Source organism: Bacillus sp. z14 (2026) (assembly GCF_058313575.1).
This window is the reverse complement of record NZ_JBZFQK010000006.1, coordinates 24,872-49,726: the sequence shown is the minus strand read 5'-3', so window position 1 is coordinate 49,726 and position 24,855 is coordinate 24,872. Positions and strand designations below refer to the sequence as shown.

General features: G+C 35.0%; 21 protein-coding genes. 5 read left to right on the top strand and 16 right to left on the bottom strand.

Features of this window, described 5'->3' with window-relative positions:
• Positions 1–3: 3 nt before the first annotated feature.
• Positions 4–411, bottom strand: coding sequence for a PadR family transcriptional regulator (locus AC4G3O_RS16685; RefSeq protein WP_140462264.1), 408 nt, complete (start codon positions 409–411; stop codon positions 4–6).
• Positions 396–950 carry a sigma-70 family RNA polymerase sigma factor gene (locus tag AC4G3O_RS16680; RefSeq protein WP_148631264.1) on the bottom strand — a complete coding sequence of 185 codons (555 nt, stop codon included), beginning with the start codon at positions 948–950 and terminating at the stop codon, positions 396–398. Before AC4G3O_RS16680 ends, AC4G3O_RS16685 begins: the two co-directional genes overlap by 16 nt.
• A gap of 351 nt (positions 951–1,301) precedes the next feature.
• Here AC4G3O_RS16680 and AC4G3O_RS16675 point away from each other — a divergent pair, with 351 nt between their 5' ends.
• The gene (locus AC4G3O_RS16675) at positions 1,302–2,318 is read left to right on the top strand and encodes a zinc-dependent alcohol dehydrogenase (RefSeq protein ID WP_066109935.1); all 1,017 of its coding nucleotides are present in this window, start codon (positions 1,302–1,304) and stop codon (positions 2,316–2,318) included.
• Between the two features lie 150 nt (positions 2,319–2,468).
• Here AC4G3O_RS16675 and AC4G3O_RS16670 read toward each other — a convergent pair whose 3' ends face one another.
• From AC4G3O_RS16670 to AC4G3O_RS16625, 10 genes are all read right to left on the bottom strand, one after another.
• Positions 2,469–3,185 carry a GntR family transcriptional regulator gene (locus tag AC4G3O_RS16670; RefSeq protein WP_066109938.1) on the bottom strand — a complete coding sequence of 239 codons (717 nt, stop codon included), beginning with the start codon at positions 3,183–3,185 and terminating at the stop codon, positions 2,469–2,471.
• A gap of 168 nt (positions 3,186–3,353) precedes the next feature.
• A complete protein-coding gene (locus AC4G3O_RS16665; protein WP_491136480.1) occupies positions 3,354–5,150 on the bottom strand; it encodes a glycoside hydrolase family 3 protein in 1,797 nt (598 codons plus the stop codon).
• Positions 5,151–5,243: 93 nt separating this feature from the next.
• A complete protein-coding gene (locus tag AC4G3O_RS16660; protein ID WP_491136490.1) occupies positions 5,244–6,647 on the bottom strand; it encodes an MFS transporter in 1,404 nt (467 codons plus the stop codon).
• A gap of 242 nt (positions 6,648–6,889) precedes the next feature.
• Positions 6,890–7,813: an AraC family transcriptional regulator gene (locus AC4G3O_RS16655; RefSeq protein WP_066109945.1), complete on the bottom strand. Its 924-nt coding sequence runs from the start codon at positions 7,811–7,813 to the stop codon at positions 6,890–6,892.
• A gap of 451 nt (positions 7,814–8,264) precedes the next feature.
• The gene (locus AC4G3O_RS16650; RefSeq protein ID WP_490996826.1) at positions 8,265–8,948 is read right to left on the bottom strand and encodes a GntR family transcriptional regulator; all 684 of its coding nucleotides are present in this window, start codon (positions 8,946–8,948) and stop codon (positions 8,265–8,267) included.
• 159 nt (positions 8,949–9,107) lie between these two features.
• Positions 9,108–10,904, bottom strand: coding sequence for a glycoside hydrolase family 3 protein (locus AC4G3O_RS16645; protein ID WP_066109952.1), 1,797 nt, complete (start codon positions 10,902–10,904; stop codon positions 9,108–9,110).
• A gap of 86 nt (positions 10,905–10,990) precedes the next feature.
• On the bottom strand, positions 10,991–12,397 hold the full coding sequence (locus tag AC4G3O_RS16640; RefSeq protein WP_308810556.1) for an MFS transporter: 1,407 nt from the start codon (positions 12,395–12,397) through the stop codon (positions 10,991–10,993).
• A gap of 187 nt (positions 12,398–12,584) precedes the next feature.
• On the bottom strand, positions 12,585–13,535 hold the full coding sequence (locus tag AC4G3O_RS16635; RefSeq protein ID WP_077248203.1) for an AraC family transcriptional regulator: 951 nt from the start codon (positions 13,533–13,535) through the stop codon (positions 12,585–12,587).
• A 250-nt stretch (positions 13,536–13,785) separates the two neighbouring features.
• Complete coding sequence (locus AC4G3O_RS16630; protein ID WP_140462261.1) at positions 13,786–14,553, bottom strand: aspartate/glutamate racemase family protein; 768 nt, start codon at positions 14,551–14,553, stop codon at positions 13,786–13,788.
• A 230-nt stretch (positions 14,554–14,783) separates the two neighbouring features.
• Entirely contained in the window at positions 14,784–15,968 is a 1,185-nt protein-coding gene (locus tag AC4G3O_RS16625) for a Bcr/CflA family efflux MFS transporter (RefSeq protein WP_181162054.1), read from the bottom strand.
• 444 nt (positions 15,969–16,412) lie between these two features.
• Here AC4G3O_RS16625 and AC4G3O_RS16620 point away from each other — a divergent pair, with 444 nt between their 5' ends.
• On the top strand, positions 16,413–16,598 hold the full coding sequence (locus AC4G3O_RS16620) for a hypothetical protein (RefSeq protein ID WP_066109956.1): 186 nt from the start codon (positions 16,413–16,415) through the stop codon (positions 16,596–16,598).
• Between the two features lie 306 nt (positions 16,599–16,904).
• Here the strand turns inward: AC4G3O_RS16620 and pth2 are convergent, their stop codons facing one another.
• Positions 16,905–17,285: an aminoacyl-tRNA hydrolase gene (gene pth2, locus AC4G3O_RS16615; protein WP_217491090.1), complete on the bottom strand. Its 381-nt coding sequence runs from the start codon at positions 17,283–17,285 to the stop codon at positions 16,905–16,907.
• 484 nt (positions 17,286–17,769) lie between these two features.
• Here pth2 and AC4G3O_RS16610 point away from each other — a divergent pair, with 484 nt between their 5' ends.
• Positions 17,770–18,201, top strand: a complete 432-nt coding sequence (locus AC4G3O_RS16610) for a hypothetical protein (RefSeq protein ID WP_491136479.1) — start codon at positions 17,770–17,772, stop codon at positions 18,199–18,201.
• Between the two features lie 24 nt (positions 18,202–18,225).
• Positions 18,226–19,917 (top strand): pLS20_p028 family conjugation system transmembrane protein, encoded by a 1,692-nt coding sequence (locus AC4G3O_RS16605; RefSeq protein ID WP_491136478.1) that lies wholly within the window; start codon positions 18,226–18,228, stop codon positions 19,915–19,917.
• Positions 19,918–20,098: 181 nt separating this feature from the next.
• On the opposite strand, the gene AC4G3O_RS16600 is transcribed toward AC4G3O_RS16605, so the two are convergent.
• The 3 genes from AC4G3O_RS16600 to AC4G3O_RS16590 are packed head-to-tail and all read right to left on the bottom strand — an operon-like array spanning position 20,099 to position 23,799.
• Complete coding sequence (locus AC4G3O_RS16600; RefSeq protein ID WP_491136477.1) at positions 20,099–20,812, bottom strand: hypothetical protein; 714 nt, start codon at positions 20,810–20,812, stop codon at positions 20,099–20,101.
• Positions 20,813–20,832: 20 nt separating this feature from the next.
• Positions 20,833–23,343, bottom strand: coding sequence for a hypothetical protein (locus AC4G3O_RS16595; protein ID WP_491136476.1), 2,511 nt, complete (start codon positions 23,341–23,343; stop codon positions 20,833–20,835).
• Between the two features lie 15 nt (positions 23,344–23,358).
• A complete protein-coding gene (locus AC4G3O_RS16590) occupies positions 23,359–23,799 on the bottom strand; it encodes a hypothetical protein (RefSeq protein ID WP_491136475.1) in 441 nt (146 codons plus the stop codon).
• 139 nt (positions 23,800–23,938) lie between these two features.
• Here AC4G3O_RS16590 and AC4G3O_RS16585 point away from each other — a divergent pair, with 139 nt between their 5' ends.
• Positions 23,939–24,685, top strand: coding sequence for a DUF8208 domain-containing protein (locus AC4G3O_RS16585; RefSeq protein ID WP_491136474.1), 747 nt, complete (start codon positions 23,939–23,941; stop codon positions 24,683–24,685).
• The last annotated feature ends 170 nt before the right edge of the window (positions 24,686–24,855 follow it).

Sequence of the window (24,855 nt, the reverse complement as noted above, 5' to 3'; positions counted from 1 at the left end):
TGATCACCTCTCCGCCTGTCCTCTCAAGGTAAGACTAGCTAGCCATACTCGTTCATCAGACTTTTCAAGCGCACGTCTCCCCTTGTCGGTCAGCTGATACTTTTTTTCTCCTGATGATCCCCATGAAGCCGTAATGATTCCCGCTAGCTCCTGTTCATGCAAAAACGCATATATAGAACCTTCTTGGTCCTCATACTTTCTTATGCCTCTTACTGCAAGAAGCCTTGTTAATTCAAAGCCTGTCCTTTCCTTTAAAAGAAGCTGGAGGAGGTTAATGAACATATCCTGCTCGCTGAATGATTCTTTTGCGATGGACTTATGAATGCGCTTTTTCATAGTTTCTGAGAAATCTAGCTCCCGCATGCAAGTTTCCTTCATAGCCTTTTTAAGACCCTTCAACCGTTCTTCCATTCGCTATATCCCTCCCAACTATCCTTTAAAAGTGTCTTCGCCCTGCGGAGTCTCGTTTTCACTGTATTGTTATTAATATATAGTACCTGCGCCATTTCACGAATGGGCATCTCCTCAAAATAATGAAGATAGATGACTTCCCGATATTTAATCGGCAGATGCATAACAGAATGCACCAGACGTTCTTCTTCATCTTGCCGAATAACCGCTTGTTCAGTGCTATGCCCACTTTCACCAGAATAAATGTATTCATCACTTGAGAGGAAGACATGGTTTTTGTACCAGCTTTTCAAATAATCCTTGCAATGATTAATAGCTATTCTCCACAACCATGTCCTAATTTTTGATTTCCCCTTATATGTATGAAGGGATTGATAGCATTTTACAAAGATATCTTGGGTAAGGTCCTCAGCAAGTTCACGATTCTTCACATAAGAATAGGAGAGTTGTAAAATTTCTTGCCCATATTGGTCCATCAGTTCGTCGATGATGATCTCCTTTTCCTCAATAACGAGGCGTTCCATTGTTATTTCATCCACTATTTCTCCCCCTTCCTAAATATTGACGAGGCTATTCCGTTTCCGGTTTTAATTTTTTTAAATAAAGTTTCTTTCAGTTACTCAGGTTTCGGAGAGTCTGTCGGTCTCATTAATAATTTTGAGATAAATCCGTTTACAAACAATACCAATAGCAATACTGATTACTTGTCAATAATTAATAGAAATTACAGATATATAGATTTCAAATACTATATACATATATTACCACCTATAATAAATATCTTTGGGAGATTAGTAACATTTTTATTGTTCATATAAATGGTTCCAAATTGCTCTGGTATATTAATTGTCATAAAATTAAGTATACTTATAAAAATTGGGGTGAATGAGATGAAAGCAGGAGTTTATCATGGCTTAAATGATGTACGAGTTGAAGAGTTACCAATGCCAACAATCGGACCGAAGGATGTATTATTGCGTACATTGCGTTGTGGTATTTGCGGTACAGATATAAATATTGTAAAAGCTGGTGCCGGAAATATGGGCATCCGTTATGAAAAAGAATTTGGGCATGAATTTTTCGGTGAAGTCGCAGAGGTTGGTTCAGAGGTAAAGGACATTCAAGTTGGAATGCGCGTTGGGGTGAATCCGATTACCGCTAAACGAGTTGGTAAGGCACTTTCTTGTGAAGCAGGCGGATTTTCTCAATTTGTGGTCATCGAAGATGCAGCCTTAAATCATAACTTATACACTTTCTCAGATGAAGTAACACCTGAAGAAGCGGCATTAATGGAGCCGATGAGCGTTGGTTTTCATGGTGCTTTCTCAACTAACCCTAAACCAGGTGAACATATCGTAGTACTTGGTGCCGGTCCGATCGGATTATCAGCTGCTGCCGGCTTGATCGGAGAAGGTATTAAAGATGTGGTTGTAGTAGATATCAATGATTGGCGTTTAGCTAAAGCTCAAGAATTAGGTGCGAAAACAATCAATACCACTAAACAGGATCTAGCCACAACACTTGTTGAATATTTCGGCACAGCTGAATACTATGGTTTTCCACTTCCAAATGTGGATGCTTTTATTGATGCTGCCGGTGCTCCTCCATTATTTGAACAAGCATTCAAAATGGCAAAACCTGATGCTCGTTTTGCCATTGTTGCCGTGTACAAACAAGACGTACCAGTAAGTTTCTCGGATATTATGAGTAAAGAAGTAAAAATTATTGGTGCAAGCGGATATACACATGAAGATATCGTACGTGTTGTTGATCATATTGAGAAGAAAAAAACACCAATCGCAACAATGGTAACGCAAGTCTATAAATTAGACGACCTTTCAAAGGCTTTTGACACAGCTATCGCTGCCAATGAAACGATTAAAGTTGTTGTAGATCTTACTGATTAATAATTCATCGTGCATTAAAGACACTAAAGACTCTTTAATATTATAAAAATTACAATCGACATTTTTATGTTAATAACTTAAAAAGAAGTCCCTTAAAAGTGCGTAGCTTTTGAGAGGCTTCTTTGTAATTTTTATTACGTTAACGTAAGATCATGTTGTAGCCATGAATATTTTGCGCTCATTCTTCTCGCAGATTTCTTCTTTATACCTTCTCCAATAATCTAGTGGTTTGAATATATGTTTTTTAAGAGTATCTTCCACTCGTTCCATCTCTTTATTCTCAATTATAGAAAGTATATTTCTATGTTCAGCAATCATCTGTTCAAAATGATGTTGGCTAAAGTTAATCATTCGGTGATAATCCATATTCATACGTGAAATTGCTTTCCAAGTATTATCCCTATGATGGCCTCGGAAGATAATCGAATGAAAGCCATCATCTAATTCATTAAATTGTCTAGTCATCTTTTTTGGACTCAGTGTGTTTTGTTGAATCAACAGTATTTCTTGAAGATCAAGATTTCTCCTTAACTGATCAACATTCTCTTCAGAAAAATAATTACATGCTGATTTTAAATATTTCTTTTCTAAGTCAAACCACATAAACGACGCTTCTTCAACCAATTCCAAATTTATTCTTGAAACATATGACCCAACTTGTGGAATAACATCTACAAGATGCTCTTGATGTAGTTTCCATAACGCACTTTTTATAGGCGTACTTGATACTTTTAATGCCTCAGTCAGTTCTCCAACACTTAATAACTGTCCAGGCAGTAATTCTAATGATAATATCCCTTCTTTAATTGCTCTATACGAGTAGTTATTATTATTCTCACCTGGTAACCTTGATAACATTTTCACCATACTTAGTCTCACTCCTATTAGAGAAAACACTGCTAGTCTCTGTTCAAAGCTTTATATAAGTAAAGAAGATAGTTAAATTCCGTCTAACTATCTTCTTACCTAGGGTAGAAATGAAATGATGATTTAAATTACATAATCTAAAAACCTATTATTTATATAAACACTTCATTAAATTCTTGTATCGATAAATCCACAAAATGCATCGACAGGGCTTACACCTTTAAATTCTGAACGTCCTAACAATTTATCAACTATTGCAGATAATGTATGTTCATGACTATCATAGGCATTTATGTATGTCTTAACTTGCGGCACATCTGCTAAATGGAATGGACATTGTAAAGATATAAATATTGTCGGTACTTCATTTACATAGAACGGTATATCTGGAGTTCCCTTTGAAGGATTCCATTGAATACGCTGATCTGTGCTTGGTGGTACGTCTGCTATGTTTATGATTAAATCATAATTACTTGTTAAATCAGATATTGGACGTTTTTGAGCATATACGTTCATGACTGCACCTAACATTTCTTGTGGTGGAAGTTTTAATATCTTATCTATTGCAGATTCATATATTTCAACTTCAAAACCTGCTTTTTCAAGTAATTCCTTCATTAATTCGATTGGCTTTTTCTTACCACCCGACATAGCAGCCATGATTTTACCATAAGCAGATTCTGGTCCTTTTACATCAACAAGTAAAACCCTCTTATTCTTTTCTGGATTGATTGGTAATAATTCCTGCTTATTTTTCACTAATGTGATCGCTTTATCTGATATTTCTGGTGCAACAGCCTTATTTGCTTCTGTTCCGATTTTAGCCATGGCTTCTTCTTTTGGCTGTAAAATTTCAGTTTTAGCTTTTGCATGTAATCCTAAAGAAGCTTTCAATCCTAATATACGAGTTAATGCCTCTTCAAGTCTTTCTTCAGTGATGATTCCTTTTTTATAGCCTTCCATCATCCAGTTGAAGTCTTCCTCCGGGTCATTGAAGAATAAGAATAAGTCACAGCCAGCAGCTATAGCTGTAGGTAACATCTCACTGCGCTTCATAGCAGATGTCATCGCTACCATGTGAGAAGCATCCGTTACGATTACACCATTAAAGTTCAATTTATCTCTTAATAGATTTTGTAAGACGATATTACTTAAACTTGATGGCGTTGCTAACTCTTCAATCGTTGCATCTGGTTTAAAGTGACGTACATATTCCGGTAAAGCGATGTGCCCTGACATGATAGAAGGTAATCCCGCTTCTATTAATCCTCCATATACTTTTCCGAATGTATTATCCCACTCTTCTACTGTTAATGTATTGGGCGCGAATGATAAGTGATGATCCCTTTCATCTACTCCATCTCCAGGGAAGTGCTTAGCAGCTGGAGCTATACCACTTTCCATTATTCCTCTCATATATTCTAAAGAGTATTCTAAAACTTGCTCTGCTTTATTGGAGTAGCAACGAGTAGATATTACTGGGTTTCTCCAGTTCATATCGATATCAACAACTGGTGCAAAGCTCCAGTTACACCCGATAGCAGCAGCTTCCTCTCCGGATACTCTCCCCAATTCATAAGCATACTTAGGATCATTTGTAGCACCTATTTTTACTTGATGACCTACATATGTACCATCTATACAAGCACCATTTCCACCGCACTCTGTATTTGCAGCTATTAATAGAGGAACCTTACTATTTTCTTGTAAGATTTTATTTTGGTCATATACTTGTTCAGCTGTAGCTGGATTGTAACGAACGGCACCGATATGATAAGTAGCTAACATTCCTTTTAAGTACTCTTCATCGCGGCTGGCTCCCATGTTTACGAATAACTGACCGATTTTTTCCTCGATTGTCATCTCTGCAATTGTATCTTCTACCCATTTAATATCTTTATCTGTTAAATTAAACGGTTTTGCTTTTAAATCTACCATCATTGTTTTTTCCTTTAAGTCGATCATTAACTAAATCCTCCACCGTAAAATATCTAGAATTGGCTCTAATGATTATTCATACCAATTAGAGCCAATAATTCATCCTTAATCTTCAATTCATTAACTATTTGCATTACGTTTTGCTTCTAATTCTTTACTTAATTCAATTGTTTTTTGCTTGTTTAAAGGATACATGAATAAAACAACTGCAATTATTCCGTATAATACACCTGGCACTAATGTACCTAGCATGTAAATACCATCTAATACTTCTTGTGGTTGCGTACCTAATGTAGCATTATAACCAACAGCGGCGATTGCCACCCCACCGATACCACCAGCTACTGCTTGTCCTATTTTTCTAGACATAGAAACAATAGAATAAACCGTTGCATCTTCTCGTAATGATGTTAGGTATTCATGATAGTCAATAACATCTGAAATGAATGCATAAGTAATAAAACTATAGAAACTCATGCCCATCATAGCTAGTGCTACAATAGCGATAAACGGCATTGTTTCAATACCTTTTAAGAAGAATAGCGCAATGTATATAACACTTGCAAATGCCATTCCGACAATTGAGATTTCCTTTTTACCAAACTTTGCAACTAGTGGCTTAACTAATGGAACTGTAATGAACATTGACGCCATTTGAACAAGTCCAATTATACTTAGCGCTGCTGCATTACCGAAATAATCTTTGAACAAGTACGTATTAACTGCCATAACAATAAAAGATGTTAACATAGTCATGAGTGATGCTGTTAGTACCCATAGGAATGGTTTATTTTTCACTAAGCTTTTCAAAGAACGCAGGAAATCACCCTTCTTCACTTCTTTTGCTGGTGCCTCAATACGTTCTGTTGAAAGTTTGTAGCAACCAATATAACAAGCAATTGCTAACACACCGAAGATACAAGCTGTCATGAACATGCGATCTGCACTAATTTTGTTATCAATAAATACAATCATTGGTCCAAGAACATTAATAATAAGACCTGCTAAGCTAGCACCTACTGTACGCCATGTAGACAATGTTGTTCTTTCAACTGGATCAGCTGTAATAACAGAAGCCATTGATCCATAAGGAATATTAACTGTACTGTATAATGTACCCCAAACAATATATGTCACAAATGCCCATGCTAGATAGAATCCATCTGACATTCCAGGAATGGTTGTGAACATTAAAACACCTGTAAATACTAATGGGAATGACATACGCAATATCCAAGGCTTAAACTTTCCATTTTTTGTTGTTGGTCGTGTATCAATAAAACGTCCCCAAGCTACATCAGCAAATGCGTCCCATAGTCGAGCGACCATAAATAATACCCCTACTGTTGCAGCACTAATATGGAAAATATCTGTATAAAATACCATTAAAAATGTACTAGTTAATAAGAAAAAGAAATCGTTTCCAAAGTCACCTAGTAAATAGCCTACTTTATCTCGTAAGCCGAATGGTCTTACCGTACTAGAGTTAAGTTGTTCCTCCTGCTGGAGTACTGGTTCTCTCATGCTCATTTAGTTATCCTCCTTAATCTATCCAACAAATACAATTTGCTCAGTATTGAGCATAATTAACTAAACATATACCTTCTTTTTCTTAAGATAGAAGGGTGTTTACTCTTATGAACGGAACAGCCTTACATTTGCTCAATATTGAGCATATTCAATCAAAGTTACTTATAAATTGGTATGAGTGTTGTTTTCTAACTTTTTTGATATAGAAAATTTATATTGCTCAGTACTGAGCATAATTAACCAAAAGTTTGTCTTCCTTTCATTTTCCGATAACTAGTTGGTGTCATCCCAATTCTCTCTTTAAAAAAGCGACTGAAGTGGGCGGCACTTCCAAAACCCGTCGAGCGGAATATGTCTTCCAGTGATTGATCAAGCTTCATTTCCAATAAATACTTCACCTGAATCAGTCTGCATTCCATTACATATTCCATGACCGTATAGCCAGTAACCTCTTTAAAGACATGGGATACATAGTATTTATTTAGATTAAACTCTTTTGCAATACGTTCTAAGCTGATTTTTTCGCAATAGTGCTGATTAATCCATGAGAGAATATTCTCAGCATGCTGTTTCTTTTCTGTCTTCTTTTGTTCGACGTGCAGCTGTGAACATTGGCTCATTTTATAAATCTTCATCAATAGTTGGAGAAATTCTATTTTCAGTTCTGTTTCTAATATCGAATTTATTTTACCTGTAGATTGAAACTCCTGATCGATTATCTCCAGTTGCTTTGCGAACCATTTAATTTTCTCTGCAACATATTTACCCGAAGCATCAAATCCAGTTCGCAAAATACAGTTATTCAGCTTTTGAAAAGGGTCCAAAAGATTTGGCATGCCCAAAACAGGAAATAACCTCCCTAACCAAGCTGGTGAAAAATGAATGGTACTCCTTACATAGGTATCAGGAGAAACAGTATTTGTCTTATGTAAAGTAAATCTGTCCAAAAGAATGATATCTCCTGGTTGTAAGTCATACATTTTATTATGAATAAAATAATTACACTGCCCCTCTTCAAAGACATAAATCTCATATGTACCGTGTGTTTCAAATTGATTAAATCCAGTCACATCTGTATTTAATCCTTGAAGACGATAAGAAGCCAAAATAGATCCATCTAAAACTTTAGGTTGATAAATATCCTTTGCCCATTTATTCACTACTTTTCACACTCCCGGAAGTCAGCGTTCTTAAAGGGCATTCTTTAGAACACCTACTTATTATACTAGTATATCAATAAATAAAATTCATTACATGAAAGTGCTTACTTTTTTAAGTTTTTTGATTTATTTTGCTAATACGTATTGAAATCTAAAATTATATGGATATAGTAAACGTTTGTTTTTCACAATCCCGTTAGAGGTTAGACATTGAAACATAGATTTGTTTGTATAATCTAAGCATTTTGGAAAACTCATCAAATATAAAAAGAGTTACCGTCAGGAAATATTCTTCTGGCAACTCTTTTTATTGGTTAGATTAACCTTTCGAAACTTTTGGGTAGCTTCAACATAATTAAATCGATATATTCATCTTTCTATATTTGGATACCTTTGTTTTGAGGCTTTTTCAGTTGTGTAATGCTTTCTTTCTTATTTCACTAACACTTTTCTAACAGACTTCCTCTTTATATAAATTTCTCCAATCATCTACTGGTTTAAATATATGTTTTTCAAGAGCTCTTTCTACTCTTTCTATCTCTTTATTTTCGATTATGGAAATAATTTCTTTGTGTTCGGCAATCATTTGTTCAAAAGGATGTTGGCTAAAGCTAATCATTCGGTGATAATCCAGCGTCATATGAGAAATTGCTTTCCATGTATTAGTTCTATGATGTGCATGAAAGATAATCGAATGAAACTGATCATCCAACTCATTAAATTTCCTGGCCAGCTCTTTTTGATTCATTATGTCCTTTTGACCCAACAGCGTCTCTTGAAGAATAAGATTCATCTTCAACTGATTCATATGTTCTTTAGAAAAAGAATGACAAGCTGATTTCAAGTATTCTTTTTCTAAGTCGAACCACATATATGCTGCTTCCTCAACTAATTCCAAATTGATTCTTGAAACATAGGATCCTACTTGGGGGATTACATCTACGAGGTGTTCCTGCTGAAGCTTCCATATAGCAATTTTAATAGGTGTACTTGAGACGTTAAGAGCCTCTGTTAGTTCTCCCAAACTCAATAATTGTCCAGGCAGTAAATTCAATGATACGATTCCTTCTTTTATGGCTCTGTATGCATAGCTATTATTGTTCTCACCAGATAATCTGGATACCATTTTTACCATATTTCATTATCACTCCTCTCTACTAGTACACTATTCACTCTTTATAAAAAGTAAAGAAGATAGTTAAGTTCAGTTAAGTTAACCTCGCTCTAACTACCTTCTTATTTAAAGATTATGATTTAAATCGCACAATCAACGAATTTTTATAAAAAATTCTAATTAAAGTTGTGCATCGATAAATCCACAGAATGCATCAACAGGGCTTACACCTTTGAATTCTGAACGTCCCAATAATTTATCAACGATCGCAGTCACCGTATGATCATGACTATCATATGCATTAATATATGTCTTAATTTGCGGTACATCTGCCAAGTGGAACGGGCATTGTAAAGAAATAAAGATAGTCGGTACTTCATTTACATAGAACGGTATATCTGGAGTTCCCTTCAGAGGAGCCCATTGTATACGTTGGTCTGTAGTCGGTGCTACATCTGCTATGTTGATGATTAAATCATAATTATTTGTCAGTTCAGCAATTGGGCGTTTTTGAGCGTATACGTTCATGATTGCACCCATCATTTCTTGTGGAGGAAGTTTCATCAGCTTATCGATTGGTGATTCGTAGATTTCAACTTCGAATCCTGCTTTCTCAAGCAGTTCCTTCATTAATTCGATTGGTTTCTTCTTACCAGCTGTCATAGCAGCCATTAACTTACCATATGCGGATTCTGGTCCTTTTACTTCAACAAGTAAAACCTTCTTATTCTTTTCTGGATTGATTGGTAATAATTCCTGTTTATTCTTCACTAATGTGATCGCTTTATCTGAAATTTCCGGTGCAATAGCCATATTTTTTTCTGTTCTCATTTTAGCCATTGCTACTTCTTTTGGCTGTAAAATTTCAGTCTTAGCTTTTGCATGCAATCCTAAAGAAGCTTTCAATCCTAAAATACGAGTTAATGCTTCTTCAAGTCTTTGTTCAGTGATAATTCCTTTTTCATATCCTTCCATCATCCACTTGAAGTCTTCTTCTGGGTCATTGAAGAATAAGAATAAATCACAACCAGCAGCTATTGCTGTAGGAAGCATGTCTTTCCGCTTCATAGCAGATGTCATAGCTACCATATGGGAAGCATCAGATACGATTACACCATTGAAGTTTAATTTATCTCTTAATAGATTTTGTAATACGATATTACTTAAACTTGCTGGTGTTGCTAACTCTTCAATAGTCGCATCTGGTTTGAAATGACGTACATATTCCGGTAAAGCCATATGTCCTGTCATGATAGACGGTAGTCCAGCTTCTATTAATCCTCCATAAACTTTTCCGAATGTGTTATCCCACTCTTCTACTGTTAATGTGTTTGGAGCAAATGATAAGTGATGGTCCCTTTCATCTACACCATCCCCTGGGAAGTGCTTAGCAGCCGGAGCTACACCACTTTCCATAATTCCTCTCATATATTCTAAAGAGTATTCTAAAACTTGCTCTGCTTTATTGGAATAGCAACGAGTAGAGATTACTGGGTTTCTCCAGTTCATGTCGATATCAACAACTGGTGCAAAACTCCAGTTACATCCGATAGCAGCTGCTTCTTCACCAGATACTCTACCCAATTCATAAGCATACTTAGGATCATTTGTAGCACCAATTTTAACTTGGTTTGCTACATATGTGCCATCTATACAAGCGCCATTTCCGCCGTTCTCCGTGTTTGCAGCGATTAATAAAGGTATTTTACTATTTTCTTGTAAGATTTTATTTTGATCGTATACTTGCTCAGCTGTAGCCGGGTTGTAACGAACCGCACCGATATGGTAGCTATCTAATACTCCTTTTAAGTACTCTTCATCACGGCTAGCACCCATGTTTACGAATAACTGACCGATTTTCTCCTCAATTGTCATATTAGCAATGGTTTCTTCAACCCATTTAATAGCTTCATCTGTTAAATTAAAAGGTTTTGCTTTTAAATCTACCGTTACCGCTCTTTCCTTTAACTCTATCATTATTGGATCCTCCGCAATAAAAATATTTAAGATTGGACCGAATGGAATAATTCGGTCCAATCTTTTATCCTAGATGATTCAACTGATTAATTGTTTGCTCTTTTCGCTGCTAAATCTTCAGCAAGTTGAGCTGTTTTCTTTTTATTTAATGGATACATAAACAAGACTAAAACAACTAGACCATAAAGAATGGCTGGTACGATTGTACCTAACGCATAGATTCCATCTAGCACTTCTTGTGTTTGTGTTCCACGTGTTGCATCATAACCAACAGCGGCAATTGCAGCACCGCCGATACCGCCAGCTAAAGCAAGACCTACTTTTCTTGCCATTGCAATGACAGAGTATACGGTCGCATCTTCTCTCATTGAAGTTTTATATTCATGGTAATCCGTAACGTCAGTAATGAAGGCCCAAGTCACAAAGTTATAGAGATACATACTAAATGTACCCACTGCCGCAAAGGCCACAAATTGAATTGCTGACAGACCTTTTAAGAAAAATAATAGTGTATAGACAATAGTAGTAATTGACATACCGATTAAAGCTGTTTCTTTTTTACCAAATTTCGCAACTAACGGCTTTACTAATGGAAGACATAAAAACATAGATACCATTTGTATTGCCCCAATCAAACTTAAAGCAGATGCATCTCCGAAATAATCTTTAAACAAATAAATATTAACAGTAGTTAGTAGGTATTGTACTAACATAGCTATAAGCGAAGCTGACAAGACCCAAACAAATGGTTTATTAGTCATTAAGCTTTTCATGGAGCGAAGGAAAGCACCTTTTTCCACTTCTTTTGTCGGTGCCACGATACGTTCTGTAGAGAGTTTATAACAACCGAAATAACATGCAATTGCCAAAACGCCAAACACAGCCGCAGCCATGAACATACGGTTTGCATCAATTTTATTGTCTACAAACACAATCACTGGTCCCAAAACATTGATAATTAAACCTGCTAAGCTTGCCCCTACTGTACGCCATGTTGATAATGAAGTACGTTCTACAGAATCAGCTGTCATAACGGATGCCATTGATCCATATGGAATACTAACAGTCGCATACAATGTACCCCATACAATGTAAGTCACAAATGCCCATGCCAGGTAGAAACCATCAGACATACCAGGTATTGTCGTGAACATTAAAACACCTGTGAATACTAGTGGGAAAGACATGCGCAGAACCCATGGTTTATACTTTCCATGTTTCGTCGCTGGTCTTGTATCAATGAATCGGCCCCAAGCCACATCAGCAAATGCATCCCAAAGTCGGGCAACCATAAATAATACCCCGACTGTTGCAGCATTAATATGGAAAATATCTGTATAAAATACCATTAAGAATGTGCTGGCAAGCAAGAAAAAGAAGTCGTTTCCAAAATCACCTAGCAAATAACCGACTTTATCTCGTAATCCGAATGGTCTTACTGAATTAGATTCAACTTGTTCCTCCTGTTGGAGTGCTGGTTCTCTCATACTCATTTGTTTTCCTCCTTAATCCATTAAAGTTTGCTCATCTTTGAGCATATTTAGTGAAAAAATTCCTTATTTACACATTATTTCTCTTATAAGAATGCTATGTTCCCATCCTTATTATAATCTTCTAAAATCTAACAGATATTGCTCAATTGTGAGCATACTAAATTACATTTTGCTTCTAATCTAACAATTAAACTTTGCTCACAGAAGAGCAAGATGGATCAAACGTTTGGCTTCTTTTCATCTTTCGATAACTGGTAGGTGTCATCCCGATTCTTTCTTTAAAAAAGCGGCTGAAATGGGCAGCACTTTCAAACCCAGTTGATAGAAAAATGTCTTCCATTGATTGATCAGGTTTCATTTCCAATAAATACTTTACCTGAATTAGCCTGCATTCCATTACATATTGCATGACTGTATATCCGGTAACCTCTTTAAAAACATGAGAAACGTAGTACTTATTTAAATTTAACTCTTTAGCAATACGTTCCAAGCTGACTTTTTCACAGTAGTGTTGATTAATCCACGAGGCAATGTTTTCAGCATGTCGCTTTTTTTCCGTTTTCTTCTGTACGACTCGGAGTTGTTGACATTCGCTCATTTTATAAATTTTTATCAACAGTTGAAGAAATTCAACCTTCAGTTCAGTTTCCAATAGGACATTGATTTTACCTGTACATTTATATTCCTCGTCTATAGCTTCCAACTGCTTTTCAAGCCACTTAATTTTCTCAGCCACATACTGACCTGAGGAATCAAATCCTGTCCGCAGTATACAGTTATTCAGCTTTTGAAAAGGATCCAAAAGATTTGGCATTCCTATTACCGACAACATACTCTCCAACCACACTGGAGAAAAATGAACCATACTCCGTACATAGGTATCAGGAGATGTGGTATTTGACTTATGCAAAGTTAATCCATCCAAAAGAATGATATCTCCTGGCTGCAGATCATATATTTTATTATGAATAAAATAATTGCATTGCCCTTCTTCAAGTACATAAATCTCATATGTACTGTGTGATTCGAATTGATGAAACCCAGTCATATGTTTATTCAATCCTTGAAGACGATAAAAAGCCAAGATGGATTCATTCAACACTTTAGGTTGATAAAAATCCCTCGCCCTATTTTTCACTACTGTTCACACTCCCGGAAGTCAGTGTTCTAGAGGAATCTTTTTGGAACACCTTTTATTATACTAGTATACTAACAAGAAAAAATCATTTCATGAAAGTGCTTTCTACTTCCATTTTTTTGACTCATATTGCTCTCTCTTGTTTGCCATAAGATACAGAAAAATAATATAATTTTATAAGGCCAGCAAAGATAAATATTAAAAAACACAAGCTCTTTGGACTTGTGTTTTTCTTCACTCTTTCACTTTATTAAATAAATCCATAATATGGGCTTTGGCTATTTGCATAATGTGCCCAGTTAATGAGTGTAATAAAATCATACACAGGCAGCTGCACTGCTTGCTGGATATCAAATGCATAGGGAGGCAGGTCACTGCATTCTAATAAGATGGCTCCGACTTCAGGATGCTTTTCCTTTATCTCAATTGCTTTTTTAACAACCTCATCCCTCAGCTTTTCATTATTAAACGTACCTGCTCCATTCGAAATGGATGAAAACTCTTCTCCCTGGCTCAAATCACCAATGATCAAATTAGATCTGTTTGTAACTCCGCACGTTTTCAAAAGGGAATCCGTCAATCCTTTTTCATAGGCTGTTAATATACCAATTTTTTGTCCTGGCTTTAATCCAACCTGAATCATAGACAGTTGAACGAGGCTAGACAGATAGACAGGAATTTCTAATGCATTTGCTATTTGCTTATGAAAGTTTCCAAAGAACCCACACGCACTTGAAATAACTTTTGCTCCTTCACTTTGAAGTTGCATAGCTGCATCAATAATCCCTTTTTCCAGTGTTCGATCATTATTTAAAAGACGCTGACCCGTACAGCCCGGAACCAGTTTATAATGGACGGGAAAAGGGTAGGTTGAATAATTTGCGACATTGCCGGGAATAACCGGATAGGAATCTTCATCTAGGTATAAAATCCCCACAGAAAATCCTGTTATATAGCGTCCTTTTTTTTGTACGAGCTGGCCAGAGTGTGTACCAGGACCAATATATCCATAATGCATTCAATCTTCTCCCCTTTCTTATCAGAATTAGTCTTTTACAGAAATATGGATTTATGCAAAAAAGACAGCAGAAGAAGCCCGGAAATTTTCACCTTGACCCAATTTAAATTATCCAAAGACTAAGAACAGCGGAAAATAAATTAGGTTTTTGAGATGGCCAATAATCCAAATAAAAAAAAGTTGCCGACAAGACATCATCCTGTGGCAACTCTTTTATTAAAATCAAGCCTTTAATCCGTAATAATTTTTTTTTGCAAACAATAGATCCATAATAACAAGGATAAAACGAGGAAAATCAGCATTGTCATGCTCAAGCCATTAATATAATCTCCCCACTGGAGTGACCCAACCATCATCCCTACACTGCCGATCACTGTAAAGCCAAAGTTCATTAGACTTGAAGCTGCTCCGACATTTGACTTTTGCATAGATAATAGCGTATTTGACACCATCGGTCTGAGATATGTCGTGATAACCGTGAAGGGCACATAGCATACAAGAAATACAAATGGGCTGATGGAACCTACTAAGAAGAGCAGGCAGATAGATATTGTGACAATTACAAAGGCGATATTGATCGATTTTTTTATCGAACCGCCACCAACACGCATATAAAGAAATGGTCCAATCAAACCTATACAAGCTGCACCGGCAAAGTAAAGGCTGAAGGCAGATTCCGAGATGCCAAATCCATCTATATAAATGTATGAAGCGAGTGTTAGATATGCCATAAACGGTGCCATTAAGAGAGCAACAACAAGCAATAGGCTGGTAAACTTCTTATCCTTCACAATACTTGTAAGCCCTAAGATAGATTTAAATGTACTGCCAGATACTCGCTTTTCCTGCGGCAAAGTTTCTTCTAAAAGAAATCCTCCTATAAGTGATACTAGGAATAGAGCAGCTAGAGCAACAAATGTCATCTTCCAGCTGAAAAAGGCTAAAATAACCGCGCCCAAAATAGGCGCTAGCATTGGAGCAAGCAGAACGATCGCCTGCGTGATTGACAAAACATTAGACATCTCTTTTCCTTCGAAGCTGTCTTTAATCAAAGCTGTAGAGATGGCAACCATCCCTCCTGCACCAAATGCCTGAATTGCCCGGGCTGCAATCAAGATCCAAATCGACGGTGAAATTGCACAGATGATACTAAAGGTCAGTGCCACAAGGATACTGCCCAACAGGACTGGCTTTCGTCCGTACTTATCACTCATCGGGCCAAGAATGAGGATACCAATTGCCATAAAAATAAAGAATATCGTCATTGTATAGCTTGTAACTGACGAGGTTGTTTGATAATAGTTTGTCATTTCAGGCAACGAAGGCATATATAAGTCTGTTGCCAGAGGAGGCGTCATCGATAATAGCGCGATGAAAGCAATAAGCCCGCCCTTTTTTAAATATTTTTGTTCCATTGACATCTTCCTATCTTCCTAATGATTACATGGATTATTAAGATTAAATGAAAAAATAATTCAATAAACGCCGTCGTTAGTTTGTTAACGAAAATAATCCACATTATCTTAGGGTAACAGGAAACTGCTGAGCTGGGCGATATGTAAAATATAGAAATATTGAGGAGTAACCCAGAGGACTGTTTCAACTTAATAGGTAATACAACTTGAACCTAATAGTCATCTCTAAATAAAGGAGGACTCTAGTCGAAAATACTTTTATCATAACTATTAAAGATTGCTTGTACTGCATCCTTTTTTATAATTAAAAATTCAAAAAACAACCACAACTCTGGAAAATAACAAAGACTTTTCGCATCCTAACAAGGCTGTTAGATATAAAAAATCGATAAAAATTTGGTGTATACTCCGTTATAGTTAATTAATAGTTTATGAGGTGTTACCATGAATACAATCAAAATTGACAATAAAACTAAATCACAACTTAACATAGAATATATGAACGCTGTATACGCTGTTAGCAGTGCTAAGCATCCAGCTGAATATCTATACAAAGTTACTCAATATAAGAAAGCAAAGCATTATAAACAACTATTAGAAGGCCATTTAAACCAACATCAATGTTCTTAATATTTTTAATATACGTAATGTATATAAAGAAAAAGAAGCGTACCTAGTGTATTGGATCCGTAAGTTAGGACTGCATCGCTACACTAGGAGCGCTTTTTTTATATCATCCTATTCTACTATTTAACGAACGTCGGATTCTAAACATCATAATGGCCGCCCTAAGAATGAAATTGTGTAAAATCTTTAATGAAGTGCGCGAAAAGTACCTTCTATTGAGGTTTCGCTATATTTGAGGTACAACATCTTTAACGGTGATTTTCAGTATTGTATGGGATTACGTTAGCAAAAACTATATCATTACAAGATTTATAATAATTTTAAATGACCAGTTACGTCATCCACTTTCCCTCTCTCGCCAAGTATAGCAAGACACGTATCTGTTTTAACACCGTTGAACATGGTCAATCCGTTATCGGTGATAAGTCTTACAGGTAATTCTTTTTCTTTCGCAAGGTGATAAATCGAATATAATTCATCCAAACTTTCTACATAAACAGTCACTTTTACAAATGTTTCATTAAACCATTTGTTTAAAATTTGTTTGTGATTTTCAGTTCCATTATATTCAATCCACTTCACAACCCCTAAAGAAGCATGACTTCCTTGGGCTACATATTTCCCTTTTGTCATTTGTAAATCTTTTCTCATCACAATAACCATCTTTGTTGTACTTGACTTCTTTTCCAAGTTGATAGCTCCTTTTCGCAAAGAATATGTTGAAATTGTTTACTCAACTCCATTTTATTTTTTTATATACCTATTGGTGCCTAAGTGGAGAAAATTCGATGATTAATAGTTAATGGAAAGTTCTTGAATTCATCCTTTATAAAAGGGACTACAATATTCATTGTTAGTTTCTAAGATATCGTCGCTAATGCTGTTTGCTATAGTGCAGGTTAACTTATGTATTTTTAAATGGTGTCTGTACATCCTTTTTTCACCATTAAAAACCAAAAAAAGAAGCATCCCGCAAGTTTTTCAACTTGTAGGATACTTCTTTAAATGGGGGAAGCAGATTACATCATGCCGCCCATCTAAGAGTGACTTTTCTACCTTTGGATGGGCTGGTAAAATGCATTGTTTACTGGGTTCGGAACGTTAAGAACTGAATACGTTAGAATACAAAACCAAAAAAAGGTTAGCAAAAAAGTTAGCATTGTGAGGAGATTTAATGAAGAAACCATTCATGCTTATTAGCATTATATTTATAGTTGCATTGCTTGGCTGCACGAAGAACGAGATTAGAGGAAATGGAAAAGTTATCACACTTGATATTAATGAAGCTCGAGAATTTATAGACGAAAAAAAGACTGGATTGTTGTATATAAAGTCTCCTTATCAAAGTAGAGAAAAGGAAGAAGCATACTATATAGAAGAGCTAGTATCCATCTCTAAAGAGGAAAAATTAAACATCTTACTATTTGATGCAATCCAGTATAACGGCGACCATACAGAGCTTGGACTAAAACAACATTCAAGAACCTTAGCATTTTATCAAAAGGGTGAAATAAAAGCTGAACTAGATTTCTCAAACCTTTCAAAAGAACAGACTCCTGCTGCCATCCACACCTTTATCGAAAGTATAAGAAATGAATCCTATTAACATAACTATGAAGGAGGAAATATCATGGACGAAGAAGTTGTAAGGATACTTGAAAAGTTCTCCGATTTCTTAGAGATTACAAATCCAATTAACTACTCTTTACGTCTTATTGGTTGGACTATAATCAATGGCCTAGCTTGGCTAGTTGATGCTTTAGCTGATATTACTGATTCTGTATTGGGTCTTAAATCTTTTTTTAACCATAGCGACATTAACGATTTTATTCATATGTTGCTTCCCTTATCGGCTATCTTAATGGGATTCTCCCTCTTATACACGGGATACAGACTAATCTTTCAGAAAAAGATAGATCGAGAAGCAATTGTCATTAATATCATCCTTCTCATGTTTTTGTTCGCCTTATTGAGTGAAGGTATGGATAAAGCCAACAAGTTTACGGATGAAGCCATAGATGCTCTTAATATATCTGGTGATAGTTCCATGAGCCAAGAAATCATCAAAGACAATTTAATTGATCTTGCTCAATTTGATGCAACAGGATGGCAAACAACAGATTTAAAGCATCCCAATCAGATTCCCGAACAACGAATTCAGAAAATCGACATAACACAAACAATAGATAAAGACTTTATCTTTGCTAATGATGATCAACAAATTTCTGAGATTGGACGTGAAGTTTTCGATAGTCGCTTGGGATATGATGATATGGGTAACCTACAAAAAGTCGATTTAGACAATGGATGGTTTACAGTATTAGATGAAAAATACTATAGATGGGGTTGGAATTTCTGGACAATCATCGTAACACTAGGCATTACTGCCTTTACCCTACTAACCATCTCGATAAAATTGGCGAAACTTTTCTTTGAACTGACATTCAATTATGTCCTAGTAACCATAATTGCTCCTGCTGACTTACATTCTGGTCAAAAAACGAAAAAAATCCTGCAAAGTATATTAAATATTTTTTTAACCACCTTCATGATCTTCCTATCCATGAAAATTTATATTATAGGAACTTCTTTCATCACAGAGACATTAGATGGTGTATCCTATCTTATAGCTTTATTTGCTTTTTCTCTTGCAGTAATTGATGGACCCAATATAGTGGAAAGGCTGTTCGGCATTGATGCTGGTCTCAAATCTGGTTGGGGAGCTATAGCAGGAGCATACGCAGGCACTAAAGGAATAAGCAAAGTTATTCAAGAGGGGATAAGTTCCGGTAAATCTATTGCATTAAGAAGTTCTGATGGGATGACTAGGATTACTGGACTTGCACATGGACTGAATGAAAGTGGCCTACACAATGAAAAAGGAGAAAAACCTCAATCCACCGACAACCCGAAGAACAAGTTACCCACTTCTAATCGCACCCAGACCAGAGATCAACATACAAGTCAGAACATTGACCCACCAAAAGATTACTCAGAAGTTAATAAAAATTCCATTCCCAACACAGATCAAGAACTTCAACTACGAGAAAATAGTGTAGACAGTCAAGTTCCCGGACTACATCAAGAAATGGCTTCACAAAACACTCATGTTAGCCATAAGCCAAGAAATCAAATAAACAGATCCAACACCAATACCCATCCATTTATAAATGAACAAAGTTATAACAAGACAGGGTTCCCAATTATTATGAATAACGGTATCTCTCAATCGCATATAACAGGAAAGCATTTTACTTCAACTAAACTGCAAAGTATCAGGACGTATCATATTACAAAAATCAAAAATCCAAATAAAGTTTAATATTTCTAAGGAATCCATTTTGATTTATCTCAAGATGGATTCCTATATTTAAGCTATGTCGATCTAAACATAATAAATTTTTATGTAATACAGTATAATACATGTACTTTTTTATATTACATCGTTGGTAAATCACCATAATCATTGTCTAGGTAAAAATGGATACCTATGGTTTTAAAAGTCATTGAGCTCTTTCGCGTTCTCCACGAATTGATAATAGTATATTTGAGTATTTTTCATCAAACTCATTTGTGAGATCAATAAGATTTAATTCTAACTCTTTTAATGTACAATTAAAATGATAATAGATTTCCTCCCCAACTACATCTATAAATAAGATCTCCCTTTCAATCAAACGATTGATCACTGGAAACATGCAGAAATGTACGTCTACAAGATTTGCTATGTTCTCATCTACACTACGATATTTATAATTTAATTCGAATTGTAAAGCTGAATAGTACATACAAATTTTTTCAATTGATGTCGCATCTATAAAATCATGATGAAATCCGTCAGCAACACACCTAAAGCATTCTCCATCAATTGAATAGTCTGTAATAAGCAACTTACCATTGTTAACTTTAATATTAATCATGATTTGATTTTTTTTATCCAAACTTCCATAATAATGCTTACCTACCTTAGTCGGGAAAGCCATTGATATATCCTCAGATATATTTACACATACATTACCAGGACCAAAATAATAGCCTAACTCGGACTTACCTTTTTCTACATAAATAGGCATCATTTCAAAACTTGGAACATCAGGGTAATTGATAAAATACTTATGCTCTTTGGAAATATAATTATCCGAATCCGAATAAACCGTTTTCTTTAGAGTTAAACTAAAATATATTACTAGACCTACTATTATAATGACGAAAACCATATCTTCTCCTACTTTCTTTATCAGGCTACTAGTACATCTTCAATTAAATTTACAATAGGCCACTCACCATTATTAATCGCCTGCCTCTTTATTTCTTCTAGAACATCTTCAAAATCGGTTAATCTGGCTTTTAATAAAATCAAGTAATTTCTCTCTAAGTTGTATACCGCACTTTCTATTTCCTCAATATAAACTTCACCAATATCATGAATCTGAAAGGCTTCATGAAAATGCTTAGCCATATCAATGTACCCTAACTCATAGACGTAACGTAATATCGTTTTATTCCCTTTTAGCGTTTTTAATATTTCTGGATATTCATCATTAATTTTGTTAAGTAACATATAATTTGAACCTGAAATAAGGGACTCTAAAATAGAATTTTCATTATCATTTCCAGCAATAATTTCTGGATCATTTTCAAACATTTCATATGCGATCTCATCACACTTCGCAGATAAAACCATTAGAAAGTCGTATCTTTTCGCTTTTATAGGAATATATTGAACTAATTTGGGGAACTCCTTTGTAAGGTAGCCAAAACCTAATATGTGTAAAAAATAATAAGGTGACGGGAACTCCGGAAATTTGGTATGCAAGGACATTAAAATATTCTTATACGAATCAATATTGGTATGACAATAATGACAAACACTGCATATCATATCCCTTGATCCATATATCATAATATTAGCCAATAAATATCGATCCCCAATAGACATAAATGGATCTAGCCCAAGTTTTAATAATAAGTTCATTGCTTGAATATCATCTTTTTCAAGGATATCTGCAATTATGTCATAATTAATAATCAGATTAATATTTTCAAAGGAGTTACTTAAAGCTCTGAGCATTGGTCTATATTGTAAACTTACTAGTTCTTTTGTAATCACAATTGAATCTATTGTATAGCCTTTATCAAGTAGGATTAATACCCTTCGATAATCAAGATTTTGAATCGCTTCGTCGAGAAGATTTTTAGACACAAAAATATTCCTCAATTTAGCAAAAACACTTTCTTTTTCCGAATAATCCTTAGCAATCCATAATTCCGCCAATTTTTTCAATCTTCTTCTAACTTCTTCGTCATCTTCCTCATCATCTTCTACATCATTAATCAAAGACAAAATTCCATTATCAAGATTATTCTCCCACCATTCCAATGGAACTTTTTCTTTAATAAAGAAGTTTGCTATAAAATACATAGATGTTAAAGGACCATCAAAATAAACTTTTTTCTGAGATGGCTTATCAGTATGTACATATAATTTATTCAAGTCAACGACTTCGGCATATAAAGCTGCCATCTTTTCTGGTTCTTTCTCAAAAGCTTGAAATATAGTATCATGAATAATTTCATATTCATCTTCTCCTAAAAATGAAAAAACATATTCATCATATTTAGTTCCATGCCAATATATTGGCTTCATATCCTTAGGTAAGTCTTTTACTTCATTATTATCAAGTACAAACTTTGCCTGTAAATAAAAATAATGAACGTATAACCTTTCGATATAAAGGTTATAATTCGAATCTGTTAAATAGTTCAAATAAGATTTTGAAGCAAATGTACGTATACAATGGAACACTTCATCCATATTATCTTCCTTATTCAGAACATCATCTAAATAATTTCTATATTTTAATTCTGCTTCATCTGTTAATCCCAACTCAACTTTAGAACTATTAGGATAATAGTTTTTCAACTGTAAACCTACTACAGCTAGATCCTGACTCACTTTAAGAAATAATCCACCAATTAAAGATAAATAAAGATTATATAACCTTATAGAGTAGTTACCAAAAACAGTTTGATGCATATTACTTGCCTGGATACCATACCATGTTTGATGTGCCTTACTTAATTCTTGACCAAAACGCCTCTCATTCGAAGAATTTATACCAGCAAATAATGCTGTTACACTTAACGAACCTAATACACCCGCAACTAGACTTCCAGCAATTTTGGCAATAAACCGAGCTGATTGATTACTCTTTTTTTCTGATAGATAGTAAGAATAGGCCTTGCAAGTTTTCTTCAATTGATTTTGATGTTCCACCATCGTATTCACAAATGGCTTTAATGAATGAGCTAAATAAATATGACAAAACTTCTTACTATGATTTGTAAATGAATATCTGTTTTTCACATTTAAAAATGGTGCAACATCATCAATCATTTGAAGAGTTTCATTGTATGTATTTTCTATTTGGCAAACGACCTCACTTAACCCATCACCCGCCAAGTAGTTCAATGAATCTGAAACATCTAATTTTCTCAGTATTTCCCCCATATTCTTTACTTTAATTTCGCCACTTTCCACAGAACTAAAATATTCAGTAGCCTCTACAGCATAATCTAAATATCTATTAAGCGGGGTAATCCCCCCTGACAAAATTCCCATTCGTGATATCAATTGTTTACAGAAACTAGGGTCAAATGTCTCTGATAATTTAATTTCCAACTCATAGCTATCAAATTTTATTTCGTATGCATCTTGCTCAAATACATTTTGAATTGTCGATTCCATTAAATAATACACTCCTTAAATCAAATCTGTTATATCACTGATATCTAATATAGAATCGACAAAATCAACATCGAGATCAGCAACATGACTCAATACATCCTGTACTTCTAAAACATCCGTTGCATTTGTAAATGTGGCCTCGAAAAAAGAATCCAATCCTGAATAATCACTTTCAGGATATGTAAAAAGTGTTCCTAGCATTTCATTCTGCCCATAAATTTGATATTGATTGGGGCTGACTGAAGAAATAGTTGCTTCTGTCACAAGATTGGTATTTTGAAATACCAACTGATGATTTGAGTTCACATTAATATATTTTATAATCTTTCCAAATTGATCAACAAGAGCAAATCCTTCTCCCCATGGAATCACCGATGTCCCTTCATTAATGAGCTGTCTATCCATTAATACATCTAAGGTTTTTTGGTTAAAAAGTATACCTGTTATACCTTCCATACACTTTCACTCCATATAATTTTTATATTTACTATACTAAAAAAATAATAATGTGTGTGATTTTTTTTTAGATTAATACAATTTATTTTCAATCAATAGAATATAAAAAAAGAAGGGGATTCCCCTTCTTTCCCTATCCATGAAAATTTATATTATAGGAACTTCTTTCATCACAGAGACATTAGATGGTGTCGCCTATTTTATAGCTTTATTTGCTTTTTCTCTTGCAGTAATTGATGGACCCAATATAGTGGAAAGGCTATTCGGCATTGACGCAGGTCTCAAATCTGGTTGGGGAGCTATAGCCGGAGCATACGCAAGCACTAAAGGGATAAGCAAAGGTATTCAGGGTGGAATAAGTGCCGGCAAGTCTCTTGCCTTAAGAAGTTCAGATGGGCTGACAAAGCTTTCTGGACTTGCACATGGTCTGAATGAAAGAAGTCTACACAATGAAAAAGGAGAAAAAACTCAATCTACCGACAACCCAAAGAACAAGTTACCCGCTTCTAATCGCACCCAGACTAGAGATCAACATACAAGTCATAACATTGTTCTACCAAAGGATCAATTAGAAGTTAATAAAAATTCCCTTCCTAACACAGAACAAGAACTTCAACTACAAGAAAAAAAAGTAGACAATCAATTCCCTGGACTACATCAAGAAATGGATTCTCAAAGCGCTCCTTTTGCCTATACATCCGGAAATGAAATAAACAACTCGTCCCTCCAGTATAATCCGATTATAAGAACCCATGAACAACTTTATAATACAGCAGTTAATCAAAACTGTGATGAAAACGATAGGACACAATCACGTATATCGAGAAAAAATTATACTTCAACAATAAAGAATATCAGAAAGTATCGTATTGAAAGATCCAAATAAAATTTAAGATTTTAAGAGAATCCATTTTAATTAATTTAAAATGGATTCTTTATAATCGGCACTGATGATTAAACTTTCTGTAATACAAGATAATAGGTATATTTCTGTGTATTACACATTAATCTTCTTTGAATAATTAAATGAATTTATCAATTTTAGACCTATTGTTA